The organism is Tessaracoccus luoxuelianae (assembly GCF_055326245.1).
Map to the genome: position 1 here is coordinate 1 of NZ_JBUZNO010000003.1, position 16,257 is coordinate 16,257.

The following is a 16,257-nucleotide window of genomic DNA, read 5'->3' on the forward strand; positions in this document are numbered from 1 at the left end:
AGCCTCGATCCACCGATGGGTTGGGTGGGTTGAGCGTGCCGTGACGAACGAATGCCCTTGCTACTGGGATATTGGGACTTGTCTAGAGTCAAAAATCACCAAGTAGGAAGAGCATCCGTCAGATGCAACTCTCTCATACTCCTCACGCTGTTTCTGTCAGCTTCGATGACCCGAATCTTGTGTCGGCCGCTGGGCTGGTCCCGACGATGAGACTGGCCCAAGCTGCGGGGCTGCAGGACCTGGGCGATGCGCACTTGAGTGTCCCCACCGACAAGGGCGCCAACGCCGGCGCGAAGGTCACATCGTTGGTGGCCGGGATGGTTGCCGGAGCAGACTCCATCGATGACATGGCCCTGCTGCGCCACGGCGGCATGAAGAAGCTCTTCTCCAGCATCTATGCCCCCTCCACGTTGGGGTCGTTCCTGCGGAAGTTCACCTTCGGGCATGTCCGCCAACTCGACGCCGTCGCGTCCCGGTTCCTGGCCGCACTGACCGGGCTGACCTGGCTGCTGGGCAACCCGCAGCAGGCTTCCAGGACTCCCGGGGTCGCGTTGCTGGATGTTGATGACACCATCATCGAGGTCCACGGCCACCAGAAACAGGGCGCAGGGTTCGGCTACTCCCGGGTGCGTGGGCTCAACGCCCTGATCGCCACCTTGGCCACCGCGACCACGGCCCCGATCATCGTGGCCCAGCGGCTACGCAAAGGGGCCTGCGGGTCCCCGCGCGGGGCGAACCGGTTGATCGCCGACGCGGTGAAACAGGCCCGCCGTCTCCTGCCAGCGGGAACGCCGGTGCTGGTGCGGATGGACTCGGCCTACTGGGGTCGGCCCTCGCTCTGGGCCGCCATTCGCGGCGGGGCCAACGTGTCAGTGACCGTCAAGATGAGCCCCACCATCAAAACCGCCATCGCGACCATTGATGAGCAGGCCTGGACCACGATCAAGTACACCGACGCCATCTTCAACCCCGACACCCAACAGTGGATCTCGACCGCAGAAGTCGCCGAGGTCGCCTTCACCGCGTTCTCCTCGCAGAAGAAGGCTGAGCAGATCCCTGGACGGTTGGTGGTGCGCCGGATCCCGGACTTCAACGCCGCCACCAAGGCCGCCGCCGGGCAGGACGGACTCTTCGACACGTGGCGGTTCCACGCCTTCTTCACCACCACCGACCCGACGGTGTTCAACACCATCACGGCGGACACAACCCACCGCGGCCACGCGGTGATCGAGCAGGTCAACGCCGACCTGAAAGCCTCCGCCCTGGCTCACCTACCCTCGGGGGTGTTCACGGCCAACGCCGCCTGGCTGGTGCTGGCCGTCATGGCCTTCAACCTCACACGCGCCGCAGCCACCCTGACCGGGACTGGACTGGCAAAGGCCACCACCGCCACCATCCGCCGCACACTGATCACCGTCCCAGCCAGGATCGCATCCTCAGCCCGCCGGCTCGTGCTGCATCTACCAACAGCCTGGCCCTGGGAAGCCGCCTGGACTGACCTGTTCAACCGGGTCAACGACCCACCCGCCCCAGCAACGGCCTGACCACCCCAGCAGCCACCCCTGCGCAACCCCAAGGAACCCTGGACACCACGGACAGCAAGGTCCGATGCCCCTTCACACCCTCACACCAGAAACCCGGCACCACCAGCCAGAACCGCACGGGCACAGTCGAAAACCCGTCACGCAGCACACAGGCTCTCATCGGTCGGTGGATCGAGGTTTAGAGCGTCCGCATGGGCACCGCGTTCCCGCTCGGCCACTACGGCGCCTTACCCTCGCCTGGGAGTTCCTGGCCGGATTCCTCCTGGCACGGATCGTGGGGCTCGTCCGGAAGGTCCCACAGCTCCTTCTCACCGGAGCGGGTTGCCTGGGCGCAATGATGCTGGGGATCAGCTTCGTCGGCATCACCCCCGGAGACTCCCTTTCCCCCGGGGAAGTGGACCCTCGTTCCCCTCGTCTGCACCGTGGAGCTCCTGACAGCCGGACGACGTGCGGAGAACGGCGTCGCACGGCTGCTCTCCAACTGACTGATGGTGACGATCGGCGACTGATCCTCTTCCCTCCACCTGTTGCATTGGCCGCTCATCGTCGTCACAGGGGCGACTTGGCCTTTCTCGGTTGTCGCCCGTGCTCGCTGGCGTCCTGTCGATCGTCCCGGCCTACCTGACCCACCGCTACGTGGAGCAGCCTCTCCGAGCCATGAACATCGCCGGTGTCCGCGCCGTGCTGAGAACCGTCGGCGGGATCGTGCTACCGCCCACGACCGTGGCCTTGTTGGCTTGGCTGGCCCTCACGCAGGCGGTTCCTCCGGCGATGGACCCGGGGGGACGGCTAGGGCCGACGCACGGCAGCGGACGCGCCGATCGAACTGGAGCTCATAGCGGGACGAGCAGATGCCCCCCTCAGCAACGGACTCTGCGGCACGACGCTTCCCGGCCAGGCACGGGTCCTGGGATGCCGTGCTTTCCTTCCGCGGCACGAGACCATCTCATCCGACCTGAGGGCGGTCCTGTCTGAGACAAATGCCGCAGTCGTTGGCGCGCACGAGGCATTCTGAGATGACTCCACCTGTCGTCGCGCTACGGGCCGCGAGGCCCTCTCCACGGACGGCGACCACGTTTCCGAGGCTGGCGCCGTCCTGCTGTTGCAGATGGCACTGGCGCAGAGTCGAGACCTCGCGGTCGCGCTGGGGATCCGCGCATCTCCCTAGCGATGGGGCTGGGACGACAACGTCGCCCCCGGTGTCGTGTTGCCCTGGTCTCCTCCCAGCGCCGTTAAGATGAGGCCAGCGGGCCGTCTGCCCCGCCATCCCTCTGGGGTAGAGGAGAAGCCTCATGCTCGGCAGCTCACCGCGTGAGTCACCCATTGTTCCTTTCAACGACTTGAAACGGGCAACCGCAGCGCGGCACCAGAACCTCGGGGAGGCCGCCTGCCGGGTGATGAACTCCGGATGGTTCGTCCACGGCGTCGAGCACAAGCGCTTCGAGACCGATTTTGCGGACTACCTCGGCGTCGAGGACGTCATGGGGGTCGCGAGTGGAACAGATGCCCTCGAGTTGGCCTTGCGCGCCGTTGCCACCCCTGAGAGAAGAACCGTCGTCACCGTGGCCAACGCCGGCGCTTACGCGACGTGCGCGGCGCTGGCGGGGGGGTTGGACGTGGCCTTCGCCGACATCGACCCCGACAGCCACCTCATCTCCCCGGAATCCTTGGCCACGCTCTTGAGTGAACGGGTGACCGCCGTCGTCGTCACCCATCTGTACGGACGGTTGGCCGACACGGCCGCCGTCCGGCGACTTTGCGACCCACTCGGCGTCGCCGTCATCGAGGACTGCGCACAGAGTGCTGGAGCGAGGAACGAGCACGGCATGGGTGGCGCCGTTGGACACCTGGCTACGTTCAGCTTCTACCCAACGAAGAACCTCGGCGCTCTGGGCGACGGCGGGGCCATCGCGACGTCCGTCCCCGAGCTGGCAGAACGGGTCCGACAGCTACGCCAGTACGGCTGGACCAAGAAGTACAACAACGCCATCCCCGGCGGCCGAAATTCTCGCCTGGACGAGATCCAGGCAGCTTTCCTCAACCAACGTTTGCCTCTACTCGACACGGGAAACGAGCGGCGTCGCGCCATCATCAGCAAGTACGCGAACTCGGTCCCTGCGAGCGTCCGAGTGCTGCCGGCCGACGGCCTGCACCACGCAGGACATCTCGCGGTGGTGGAGACTGCCAACGCAAGTCGACTGGCAGAGCATCTGAGCAGCTACGGCGTGACCACTGAGGTTCACTATCCTGTCCCGGACCATAGGCAGCCGTTCATCGCCAGAGATGCAGTCATCCCCGTAACCGAGTCGAAGGTGGGGCGAATCCTGTCACTCCCTTGCTTTCCCGAGCTCACCGACGACGAGGTCGCCCGCGTTTGCGAAGCACTCAGTCTCTACCAAGACACGGAGTAAACATGGACTACTTCGTTCATCCGCAAGCAATCTGCGAGTCGTCGACGATCGGATCGGGGACGCGCATCTGGGCGTTCGCGCACGTGTTGCCGGGCGCGAAGATCGGCAACGATGTCAACATCAACGACGGCGTGTTCGTCGAAAACGACGTGATCATCGGCGACCGGGTCACGGTGAAGTGCGGAGTCCAGGTGTGGGACGGAGTGCGGTTGGAGGATGACGTCTTCGTCGGCCCAAACGCCACCTTTACCAACGACCCCTTCCCCCGCAGCAAGCAGTACCCAGACGCCTACACCGCGACGGTCGTGGAAAAGGGCGCCTCGATCGGGGGTGGCGCCGTCATCCTGCCGGGCCGCACGATCGGGAGCAGGTCGATGGTCGGCGCCGGCGCAGTGGTGACGCGGGACGTTCCGCCGAACGCCATCGTCGCCGGCAATCCCGCCCGGATCATCGGCTACGTCGACGACCACCGAACCGCGCACGTCCCGTCGGCGACCACTACGCATGACGAAGCAACCGGCCCCGGAGAAATGGTGAGTCTGACCGTGGCGCAGGACCTACGCGGATCGCTGTCGGCCCTCGATTTCAGCGCGATCCCGTTCACCCCCCAGCGCTTCTTCAGCGTCTACGCGGTGCCTAGCACCGACGTGCGCGGGCAGCACGCGCACCGGCGTTGCCACCAGTTCCTTGTCTGTTTGGCGGGCCACGTCACGTGCCTCGTAGACGATGGGCAGAAGCGGTCCACCTACCTGCTCAACAACGCCGCCAAGGGCGTCTACATGCCGCCTATGACCTGGGGCTCGCAGTTCAACTACTCGCCCGACGCGGTGCTGGGCGTCTTCGCCTCCCTCCCCTACGACGCGGATGACTACATCCGTGACTACGCCGAGTTCCGTGAGCTTGTCTCCGTCGAGAGGTCCGACGATGCCGGGAGCTGAGCCTCGCGTCACGTTGGTGGCCGCCTGCTACAACCACGCGCGCTTCCTGCGCGATTGCCTGAGCTCTGTCGCGGCTCAGACCATCGACTCCTTTGCCCTGATCGTCACCGACGACGCATCCACGGACGGCTCCCAGGACCTCATCCGGGCCACCCTCGGTGAGTTGGGGCTCGAGGCCCGGACCATCTTCAACCCCTCAAACCGCGGCATCTGTGCCACCTTCAACGCGGCGTTGGCAGAGGTCCGTACGCCATACGTGGCCTTCCTCTCCACCGATGACGTTCTGCTGCCCACGCGGCTTGAGCGCCAGGTGGCCCTGCTCGACGCGCTCGGCCCAGACGTGGCGTTCGTCTACGGAGACATGCCCGTCATCGACGGCGCCGGCGAGCGAACCGGCGGCCGCTTCTACGGGCCGTCCATGCGGAACCGGTACCGCCCCGTTAAGGAGGAGATGTACCGGGAGCTGTTGAGCGGCAACTTCATCGCCGCGCCGTCGGTGATGATGCGGACCGACGCGCTGAGGGCTGTGGGTGGCTATGACGACCGCCTCGTCTACGAGGACTACGACGTCTGGTGCAGGTTGACGCGCGAGTACCGCGTCGGCTTCGACGACCATGAGACCGTTCTGTACAGACGCGAAGGGGGCCAAGGCAACCAGACTTCCCTCTCTGACGAACTGCAGTCTGCGCGTCGCGCCACCTACCTCCTCACCAATGTCCGCATCCTCGCGAAGCATCTCGGTCAGTCGCGCGAACTAGACCAGCTCATTACGGGGCGCGCCTTCAGCTACGCCATGGAGGCGTACAAGCTGGGGGCGCGGGACAAGGAGCTGTACCAGGCATTCCTCGCACGGTTGCGGGTCAGCCCCAGCGCGCGAGGGGTCGTGCTGACCCTTCTCACCGTCCTCCGCGTGCCGATCCAGAAGTTCCTGCCGTCGCTTCGCTGACTCCGTGCCATCTCAGAGACCACTCGCCCGTTCCGAAAGGAGGCTCATCGCATGCCCCGCTGTCTAGTGCTGTTCGACGGGCGCGCCAGCCTCGGCCCCTACGGCATCGACAAGCTGGCGGACTTCGGCTACGAGCTCGTCGAAGTCCCACCCGCCGAGACGCAGCGCCACCGGAAGCTCCGTGACGTAGCGGAGCATCGGCTTGGCGTGCCGCTCGATAAGACTCTACGGTCGGCCTCCAAGGTGCCGACCGTCGACGTCGTTCTGGCCTTCCTGGAACGCCAAGCGCTCGCGCCGTCATGGTTGAAGCTGCACCACATCCCGCCGTTTTCGCGTAAGCCCCTGGCGATGCTGGCTTGCTGGTTGGCTGACGAGCTTCGCGCCCTGCACGCTGACGACCGTCGCAATGCCGCTCGTCGCTACGCGGGCGTCGACCTGACGATGGTCTGGTCGACGAACCAGATCGACATCCTCGTGGACGCGGGCTTTCGACCTGACCAGGTTGAGGCCATCAGCTTCGGGTTCGCACCGGGGCTCTTTCAGTTCGTTGATCCGCTGGAGCGGGACGGCACGATCGCCGCGATCGGATCGGACCGCGGCCGCGACTACCCGACGCTGCTGGAGGCGGTTTCGGGGACTGATCTGGCCGTTGATCTCTACTGCCGCGATGACAACCTCGAGGGGGCGCCTCTCCCGGACTGCGTGCGCTTGGTAGGTATCGTGCCGTTCGAGGAGTACCGATCGGTCCTGCGCCGCGTCGGAGTAGTGGCCGTACCCACCAAGGTGATGGCCTATCCCACCGGCCAGACCGTGGCGTTGGAGGCTGCCGCCTCCGGCGCCGCGGTGGTCCTCACCAACACCCCTGCCATGCACGAGTACTTCCCCGAGGACACCGCGATGTTCGTGGCTCCCAACGACATCGATGGGTGGCGCAATGCGCTGCGGTCATTGCGCGACGACCCCGACCTACGGATGCGGCTGGGGAGGCACGGCGCACAGCACGTGCGCACGCGGTACACCTATGAAGCGATGTGGCGCGAAGTTGACCAGCTCTTCCGCTCCCGGGGTTGGATTGCCGGGCAGTAGCCCCAGCCTGCTTCCGCCAGTCCAGCGCTCTATGGTGGTGTGATGCGTATCGGAGTCGTCACGCCGTGGCCCATCGATGACCCCCGGGCGTGGTCCGGGGTGGTGGCACCGATGGTGTCGGCCCTGGCCGAGCGGGCCGAGGTAGTTCCCTTCGTCACCCGAGACGTAGGGGACTCGATCGTGGACCGCGCCTTGGCGCGCGCTCTTGACGGACGGTTCGGCGGCCGGTACCTCGTCGGACACGCCCTCGCCACCGGCGCCAAGCACGGCCGGAGCCTTGCGAAGCGGCTCAAGGAGGAGCCCGTCGACGTCATCCTCGCCATTGCGGCGTCGCAGGACATCGCGTTCCTCGACACCGACATCCCAATCGTCCAGGTGTCTGATACGACGTATCGGGCCATCAAGGACTTCTATCCTTTGTTCAGCAACCTGACTCCGCTGTCCGACTTCCAGGCAGCCATCCAGGCCCGACGCTCATCCCAGCGAACCCGGCACTCTCTCGCCGCCACCCGCTGGGCGCGCGACGCGTTGATCCGAGACGAGGGCTTCTCCCCGCAGGACGTGACAGTGGCGCCTTTCGGCCCGGCGATTAGGCCGACCGGGGAGGAGGCCGCCCGTCCGTCTACAGGACCGCTTAGGCTCCTCATGGTCTCGAGCAACTGGGAGAGGAAGGGTGGCCCAGACGTCCTCGCTACGTGGCAAGAACTCACGCGCCGGGGTATGGACGTCGAACTCACGGTTGTGGGTGAAGCGCCGTCGCTCCCGCAGGAGGTCCGTGGCCTCGGCCGGGTTTCACGTGATCAGATGCGCGAACTGTACGCCACCCACCACGTGTTACTTGAGCTCTCGACAAGCAACGCTGCTGGCGTGACACTAACCGACGCCGCGACGTTCGGCCTGCCGGGGGTCGCCACCGACACTGGTGGGGTGTCCACGATTGTCCGGGACGGGGTGACGGGCTTCCTGGTGCCGCCCGCAGCAATCGACAAGGCCGCCGACTGCGTCGTAGCCTTGGCGGACGCGGACACCGCGGCGGCGATGTCTCTCGCGGCGAGGCGCCACGCTGAGGCCACCCTCAACTGGGGGGCATGGGCGGACGCGGCCATTGCCGCCTGCCGGGCGAGCGTCGAACCGGAGCGTGCTTTAATGCCCATTGTGTTCCTTTCCCCCGCGATCCCCTATCCAGGCATTGAGCACGCCGGCGGTCGGTACATCCATAAACTCCACGAGGCTCTCGACGGACGCTCGGCCACCTGTTGGATGGCAATGGACCGGCCGAGCCTCCGACACTCCCTGCAGCAGCCCGGGGTCGCCGACGACGTGGTCCTCCTCGGCAACTTTGACGCCCCCGCAAAGTGGCGTCGCGCCGCCTACCGGCTCGCCGACCAGATAGAGACGCGGCTCTCTCGGATCGACTCCCAGCCGATCCCGCTCGCACCGGCCCTGGACCTCCTCACACACCCTGCGGTGCGAAGGAGGGTCAAAGAGGCTCGCATCCTCGATATCCAGTGGGCCAATTACACGAAGCTCGGCTGTCTCGCCCGTCTGATCAATTCCCGAGCCCGCATCCACTTCACCTTTCACGACGTGATGAGCCAGAAGTGCGACCGATCGGCAGCAGGCGCCCCCGACGCACTGAGACGCGCCAAGTGGCGGCTGGCCGCGTTGCTCGCCCGGCGCTGGGAACGGCGAGCCGTGCGACTGGCTGATCTCTGCATCGTCTTCAGCGACAAGGACAAGAGCCTGCTGGACCCTCGAGACATGGGGAGGGTGGTGATCGTCAATCCCCCGCTCGCCGAAGGAGAGGTGCCAGCGCACGCCCCGAACGACGATGCGAGGGTGTTGTTCGTCGGCTTTATGGCCCGCAAGGAGAACGTGGACGGGCTCCTCTGGTTCCTGGACTCGGTGTGGCCGCAGGTGTTGGCTCGGAGTCCTCGCAGTGTCTTGCGCGTCGCGGGGGGGGCGATGGCTCCGGCCATGCAGGAGCGTGTCGCGAACTACCCCGGATTGGCCCTCCTCGGCTTCGTGCCGGATCTCGCCGATGAATACCGAGCTGCCAGCGCCGTCGTGGTGCCCCTCCTCGATGGGGCCGGGGTGAAGTTCAAGACCATCGATGCACTGCTCCAAGGAGTGCCGGTCATCACCACGACGGTCGGGGCCGAGGGAATCGGCGGGGGTCAGCTCTTCGCAGGTATGACCGACGACCCAACGGAGTTCGCCCGTGCACTCGTCAGGGCGCTGGACAGTAACGAAGAGGCCGTCGACGCCGCTAAGCCAGGCCAGAAGTGGGCTTGGGGTCGCTACAGCGTCGACAGCTTCCGGTCCACGATTGCGTCGCTCTACCTCTAGAAGTCGTCCGTCCTGGCGTGTGACGCGCTGCTCAAGGCGTCTTCCAACCGGCACCCAGTGATGCGTCGGTGATGCAACTGTGCGGTTGAGGGGGACAATTGAGGCATGGCGAATAGGACGGCCAGCCCTAGCCTAGCTAGGCTAGCGTTGGTCTTGCGTGAGGGTGATCGGGTCGAGTTGGAGCGGTTGACCCGGCTGGCGACGGTGGTGGCCTCGACCGCGCACGGGCGCGGATGGGACCGGTACGAGGGACGAGGCTTGTTTGGTGAGCCCCGCCCGGGTCGGCCCAGGCAGGTGGATCGGTTGCCGTCCTCGCCGCGACGCTAGACCCGCCGCCGGCCAGCCTGGGGGAGACGCACGGGTCGTCGCGGCTACTGGCTCCTCGACTGGGGGTTGACCACGCCACGGGCGCGGCGGTGTGGTGAGCTGGTAGCCAAGGTCACCGACGTGGTCGGCTCGTATCTCGCGCCCCGGACAACTCGATCGTGCTGTGCGTTGGGCCCGCAGCGACAACTCGGGCTTGGTCTGGGTGAACGTCCGCCGTGGGCACGCCCGATCGGCGCACACCAGCCTGGGCTTCACCACGATCTCCCCCAGCCTGCCGGCGTTCGGGAGGTCCTGGACCCGCTGCCGGCACCAAGCGTGGACCCGCTCCGACACCACCCGCAGTCGGGGCAGCAGTGAGCGTGTCGGCCTGAACGATCACGCGCCGACCAACCAGGGGGAGATCGACCGCGTCGATCACGTGGTACTAGGGCAAGTTGAAGATCACGCTCGCGGCGTCACGCCGCGAGCCCGCAGGCTCGATCACAGCTCGTGGTCCTTGTCGTTTGGACGGATGTCTCGCAACACCCATCCAGCGCAAGGCCACGAGCCCCCGCATCAACGGCCCACAGCCCTCAACTGCGAGCAGCCCATTTGATCTCATGGGATCTCGTGGGCGATCTCCCGTGCGCCGCTGCCGTAGAATCTCTGCATGTCGCCCAATCACATATTGCCTCCATCGCCGCATCACGAGAGACAGCCAATGAGACGAACACTCGCCGCACCACTCCTATGCGCGGTATTCTTGGCCAGCGGCCTATTGGCAATGCCCCGGATGGCTGCTGACTACGCGATATTCGCCTCGGTTGCCGAGAGGTTATTAGCCGGCGATCGACTCTACGAACAAGTCTGGGACAACAAGGATCCACTGTTTTATTATCTGCTGGCCCTGTCCAGGGCTTTCCACCCAACCGCAGGGTACCTCCTTGAGCTATTTTGGATTTCCGCGGCCGCGTTCGCCGTCTATCAGATCTCTCGCTGGCGCGGAGCGACCCCCACAAGATCCACGTTCGGAGCCGCCCTGACCACGATTATCATGACTGGTGGCGTTGCTTGGGCAGGCTACACGCACCTCCCCGGCACCGCACTAGCGCTCATCGCAATCATGGGAGCGTTGCGGCGACAACCCCTCGTTGCTGGTATTGCGCTTGGGCTCTTGACATTCGCCAAGATCACGTCCCTCCCCGTTGCGGTCGGCGCCTGTCTGGCAATCGTCGTCTGGCGTCGGGATCCGAAATTCGGCGCGGCCTGTTTCGGCGCAGCCATGATGACTCTTGGTACTTTCGTGGGCTTTATGGCCCTACGGGGCGAGCTCGCTGCCTATTTTCAGGCACTCCGCCGCAATGTGGGCTACTCATCCGTGGGCGGCACCGGAGCTTCTCACTTGGCTAGTGTCTTCGTCGCCCCACCATCTGCGATTGCTCTTGTCAGCCTAGTCGCACTTCTGATCTGGCAAAGAATACGCCTCGTGAGAGGACAGGCGGAAGACGCGGCCGTCTGGCTGGCTGCGGCAACGTCAGCATGCGTCGCGCTGGGCGTTTTGGCGCTTACTGGAATGTGGGATCATCACGCGCAAATCCTCTACATCTCGGCTGCCCTGTGCGTTCCGAATCTCGCGGCTTCAGCGCGTTCAGTCCAAGCGATTGCTCTGTGTGTGTTGGTGGCGGTCGCGCTCGGTGGATTCTCGGTCGAGAAGTACAGACGGTCTGTCAGAAACCTAACCCTGACCAGCCAACTGGGCCAAGTCCCCGAGGTCTCGAGGGCACTGGCCCGCGAGGTAGGCATAGCGAGTTTCGCAAGAGTGGGCAGTAATGACGATGGCTGGAATGCTACTGGCCTCAAGAACATGCGACTCCAGTGCCCTGTTTTCCATCAGTACAGCTTCGACCCTTCTGAGACCTTGGCTGCTACCGCCACTTGCCTGGGGACGGCCGACGCCATCATCGTCAGTCGGAACTTCTCGACTACCCCGATCAACGCGTCGTGGGACGGGTTCACTCGTAGCGTCACGGCCGTTATCGAGCAACGAGAATGTACAACTTACCGCGACGGCACTTTGTGCCTGCGTCGCTGACGGGCCCCGAATCGGCGGGTCCCAATCCCTAGCGGTCGATCTCGTGGTTAGTTAGCTAGCTATTTCGACCTGAAGAAGTCCAAGGGGTGTCAGTGCTGAATTGGGGTCTAACTCGGTGAGATGATGGTCTCGTCTTCTGGGGAGAAGGAACGAGACCGTCTTGTTACGCACTGTAGGCGATCAGCCGTCTTTGTGGGAGTCGCTGCTGCCGGCCGAGTTGGTGGTGTTGCCGGTCGGGTTGGCTCGGGTGGATGCCTTGTTGGATGATCCGGTGTTCTTCGCCCCGTTCGTCGGGTTCTTCGATGAGCGGCTGGGGAGGCCGTCGATCCCGCTGGAGACCTATCTGCGGATGATGTTCTTGAAGGTCCGCTATCAGTTCAGCTTCGAGTCGTTGTGCCGTGAGGTGGCCGACTCGATCTCGTGGCAGCGGTTCTGCCGGATCAGTTTCGGTTCCCGGGTGCCGCATCCGACCGCCTTGATGAAGATCACCTCCCGCTGCGGCGACGTGGCGGTGTCGGGGTTGAATCAGGCTCTGCTGGCCAAGGCGGTCGAGGCGAAGCTGGTCAAGACCGACAAGGTCCGCGCGGACACCACGGTGGTCGAGGCCGACGTGTCCTACCCCACCGATTCGGGTCTGTTGGCCAAGGGAGTGTCCCGGATCGCGGCCACGATCGCTCGGGTGAAGGCTGCCGGTGGCGCGACCCGCACCCCCGCCGCGGATCGGCGTCGGGCCGCGGGTCGCAGGGTCCGCGCGATCGCCGGGAAGCTGAAACTGCGTGGCGCCGAGCAGCGCGGTCAAGCCCAGACCGCGGTGCGGCGGATCACCGGCGAACTGGCCGACCTGGCCGAGCAGGCCATCGCCGAGGCCCAAGCCGTGGTCCGTAACGGCCGCCGCGCCGCGAAGAAGGCATCCGGCCAGGCCAGGGGCCGGTTGAAGCGGGCGGTGACTGACAACCCCGATGACCACGCAGCATCCTTCACTTGTCGAGTGTCTTCCGCTATTGGTCTCTTTAGCTTCGCAACTCCAAGTGTCCTGTAGTCAGAAGGCGCTCTACCTCATTACGGCACAAGTCGCCCACACCGCCATGAACGATCGAGGCTAGGATGAAGCCGTGTTTAGCTAGCAAGGGGAGCAGCGATGAAGGTCCTGATTAGTTCCGCCTATCTCGGTGGCGCAGGAGGAGTGGAGCGGGCCATGTACTCAATCTTGACCGCTCTGGCTGCCGACGAAGTTGACGTCGTTGTCCGTCGTCGCATCGGTGGTCACTTGGCGGAAGTGGCTGGTCGCCCGAACGTCTTTACCGTCCGGGATTGGCGTTGGCGTGGTGCTTCCCGCGAGGCGGGGCCATCAGGATTTCTCATGCAACGAGTAATCAATCCGCTTCGGCGACGCTTGCTGCCGAAGTATGACGTTTACCTTCAGCTGTTCCACGGTCATGATCTGACAGGGACCATCAACGCGTCAGTGAAGCTTCTCGTTCCGGCCGGCAACCCGGTTTCGCCCTCCGAGGCGCGCTACTTTGACCACTTGGCACTTGAGGCTCCCGACAATATTCGGTTCGTCCCAGCGGGAGCCAGTAGCGTCGTGCTTAACCCTCCGGTTCCCCCCCTGAGCGACATTGCCGTACCGCCAGATGTTGAGTTGCCGAACGACTACTTCCTGACAGTCTTCAACCCCTACAGCCCAATTAAGGGCTCTGATGACCTAGCTATGGCCCTAAGGTCAGCACCTCTCCCCATCGTTTGGTGCCACAGTCAAAGAACGCTGCAATTTGATATCTCTTCGGAGCTAATCGAGCATCCGCGGCTGATCCACATTGACGACCCGTCACCATCGGAGATGAGGTACTTATATGAGAATGCGCGAGCCTACCTGTCGTTTTCCAAGAGCGAGGGCTTCGGCTGGAGCATTGCCGATGCGCTTCGGTACTCGCGGGCCGTGGTGTCGCGACAGGTCGGTGTTCTCTCTTTCCCTGACGCTGCTGCACTTCCGCAAGTAATCCTAGTCACCGAGCCGTGGGCCGTCGACTGGTCTTCGATTGAGGATCGGGCGGGCGAGCCCGATGCTGCGTTGGCTTGGCTTTCTCTGGACAGATTCCGTGAGCGACTCATAGAACTAGCAAACGGGAAGCTCCAGCTAAGCTAGGCCGTCTAGCTCGCCCGCCGCTACGAAACCATCTGCGAGTCCTGCCCCAAGTTCTTCACCACCCATGAGCTCCTGCAACGCGAACGAGACGACGCCTGCGCCAAGGCCAGACCCGCCGCCTCGACGTCGAGACCGGCCTGCTCGACGCCTCGATCAGGCCCCGCTTGACATCGATCACTCCGGTCGACTGGTGCACCACGGGCGGCTCCACTCCTCGGTCGGCTACGTCCACCGGTGCGCCAAGCCACCTGCGACCCAAAAAGACTATCCATGACCCTCAGTCCCGGGAGAGCTGGTCCTCCGATCCAATGAACCGGGGTGGTTGACTGACTCCGCCACGAACGATCAGGGCTTGCTCCTCGTGGTGACGTTCAGGCCCCTGATCCACAGCCTTCCATGACGAGAATGGGATATCCATCCTGCCCGTACTAACATCGGTCCATCGCGACAAGAAGGGGGCATGATGGTGCATCATCGGCTCAAACTCGGGCTTAGGTGCCCCGAAGACCTTGAGCCCCCTGCCCAAGGTGCTCCGAAGAGGCGTGCTGCCAGACAGTCACTCGAAAACCTGTGGCTCCCGCGTGCGTGAGATCCGTGAGGTGGTGGCCGACCTACGCGTGGCCTTCACGCTGGTTCCCTGGCGGATGCGTCCCAAGCTCATCGGCATCCTCCTCGGCTCGATAGCAATCGCGGCCTTCGACCTTGTAGCGGTCCTTCTCACCCTTCCGCTAATGCAGTTGATCAGCGGCTTGACACCCGAAGAGTCTGGCATTTTGCGATATATCGCGGACTTCACCGGGGTCGAAGGCCAGCAGGGATTGCTAATCACCGTGCTGGTCGCTGTAGTCGCCATGATGCTCCTCAAGAACCTGACCGCACTTTCCTTCCGATGGTGGAGCCTTGGAGTGATGGCACGGGCAACGTCCGATGCCAGCTACTCCATGTTGGCGCTTTACACCACCTCCCCGTGGGCCTATCACCGCCAGCGCCAACGAGACGGCATCTACCAGGCGATGACGGGATACGTACCGGGCGCATTCGGAACAGCCGGGGACGTCATCATTCTGGCCGTAGACATTTTCTCCGCCATCGCTGTCATGGCTGCGCTGCTCATCGTCTCTCCTGGCGCCACCCTCGTGGCTGTGGTCTTCTTCGGCGGAGCTGCCTGGGGATTGCAGTTGGCCTTGAAGGGCTCCCAATTGAAGCTAGGCGAGGTTTCTCGGCAGGCTAATGTACGGAGCTGGTCGTATTTGACGCCAGCCATCGATGGGTTCAAAGAGGCACGGATCTCTGGAGCAAGCGAGCGCTTTTCGCTCGACTATGCCTCCACACGCTACGAAGCCAGCATCGCAAACCGCAGCGTGGGGATTCTCGCGGAGATACCCCGCGTGATCCTAGAAATCCTCATGATTCTGGGGATCATGGTCGTGGCAGGGTTCCTGTTTGCCACCACTACCCAGTCAGTGGCATTCGCATTCTTGGGAGTATTTGCGGTCGGCGCGCTACGCATCGTGCCATCGCTCAATCGTGCGGTCGCGACACTAGGCCGCATTCGCACCGCGGTGCCAAATCTCCGAGCTCTGACGAAGGACATTCGATCACTCCGTTCGGAGCCGCGCCTGACCCTGGAGGCTCCTACACACACCTTTCCCATGGCAGACATCCGGTTTGAGGCCATCTCCTACACGTTCGCAGATGCCGAAGATCCTGTTCTGATCGACATCTCGGGGGTCATCCCGAAGGGTCACACAGTCGCGCTAGTCGGCTCAAGCGGCGCGGGCAAGACCACGTTCGTGGACATGTTGCTGGCTCTGTTCACCCCCGGTCAGGGGTCCATGACCGTGGATGGTGTGAGTATTCATGACCACCCCACAGCCTGGTGGAAGCAGCTCGGGATGGTAGCTCAAGACGTATTCGCGATGCCCAGAACCATTCGCGAGAACGTTGCGTTTGGATTCCCTGAAGACCAGATCGACGACGACCGAGTCCTCGAAGCACTCCACCTCGCACAACTCGACGAGTTCGTGGAAGACATGCCCGACGGCATCCACAGTCTACTGGGGCAGCAGGGGCTTCGGCTCTCCGGCGGCCAGAGGCAGCGCATCGGGATAGCACGCGCCCTCTACCGGCAGCCCCAGGTCCTCATCCTTGACGAAGCCACCTCGGCACTCGACAACGAAACCGAGTCTCGCATCACCCAGACCCTCAAGTCGCTCCATGGCAAGGTGACTATCGTCGTCGTGGCCCATCGATTGTCGACAGTCAAGCACGCGGATCAGATCCTCTTCTTCTCGAAGGGCAGGATTGCGGCCCGCGGCACCATGGCCGAACTGGTTGAGTTGAACGATGAGTTTGCGAACCTCGTCCGACTCGGTCAGCTAAACTAGGCTCAGTCGCAAGCCTCGCCGCGTCCCTTTGGGGCCGCCTTACCGAAACCAG

At 64.0% G+C, this 16,257-nt stretch carries 9 protein-coding genes and 1 pseudogene; all 10 read left to right on the plus strand.

All coding sequences use genetic code 11. The annotated features are described in order from the left end of the window. The first annotated feature begins 122 nt into the window (after window positions 1-122). On the plus strand, window positions 123-1,544 hold the full coding sequence (locus tag ACZK39_RS05135; protein WP_459055881.1) for an IS1380 family transposase: 1,422 nt from the start codon (window positions 123-125) through the stop codon (window positions 1,542-1,544). 1,292 nt (window positions 1,545-2,836) lie between these two features. Continuing rightward, window positions 2,837-3,955, plus strand: coding sequence for a DegT/DnrJ/EryC1/StrS family aminotransferase (locus ACZK39_RS05140; RefSeq protein WP_463612707.1), 1,119 nt, complete (start codon window positions 2,837-2,839; stop codon window positions 3,953-3,955). Between the two features lie 2 nt (window positions 3,956-3,957). After that, window positions 3,958-4,893, plus strand: coding sequence for a WxcM-like domain-containing protein (locus ACZK39_RS05145; RefSeq protein WP_463612708.1), 936 nt, complete (start codon window positions 3,958-3,960; stop codon window positions 4,891-4,893). Then, the gene (locus ACZK39_RS05150) at window positions 4,880-5,839 is read left to right on the plus strand and encodes a glycosyltransferase (protein ID WP_463612709.1); all 960 of its coding nucleotides are present in this window, start codon (window positions 4,880-4,882) and stop codon (window positions 5,837-5,839) included. Before ACZK39_RS05145 ends, ACZK39_RS05150 begins: the two co-directional genes overlap by 14 nt. 51 nt (window positions 5,840-5,890) lie before the next feature. Beyond that, entirely contained in the window at window positions 5,891-6,925 is a 1,035-nt protein-coding gene (locus ACZK39_RS05155) for a glycosyltransferase family protein (protein WP_463612710.1), read from the plus strand. Window positions 6,926-7,036: 111 nt separating this feature from the next. Continuing rightward, window positions 7,037-9,274, plus strand: a complete 2,238-nt coding sequence (locus ACZK39_RS05160) for a glycosyltransferase (protein WP_463612711.1) — start codon at window positions 7,037-7,039, stop codon at window positions 9,272-9,274. 1,099 nt (window positions 9,275-10,373) lie between these two features. Next, window positions 10,374-11,672, plus strand: coding sequence for a hypothetical protein (locus ACZK39_RS05165; RefSeq protein ID WP_463612712.1), 1,299 nt, complete (start codon window positions 10,374-10,376; stop codon window positions 11,670-11,672). Window positions 11,673-11,832: 160 nt separating this feature from the next. After that, a pseudogene (locus ACZK39_RS05170) lies at window positions 11,833-12,618 on the plus strand (transposase); the annotation flags it as partial. Window positions 12,619-12,810: 192 nt separating this feature from the next. Then, a complete protein-coding gene (locus ACZK39_RS05175) occupies window positions 12,811-13,818 on the plus strand; it encodes a glycosyltransferase family protein (protein WP_463612713.1) in 1,008 nt (335 codons plus the stop codon). 581 nt (window positions 13,819-14,399) lie between these two features. Then, on the plus strand, window positions 14,400-16,205 hold the full coding sequence (locus tag ACZK39_RS05180) for an ABC transporter ATP-binding protein (protein ID WP_463612714.1): 1,806 nt from the start codon (window positions 14,400-14,402) through the stop codon (window positions 16,203-16,205). Window positions 16,206-16,257: the final 52 nt, after the last annotated feature.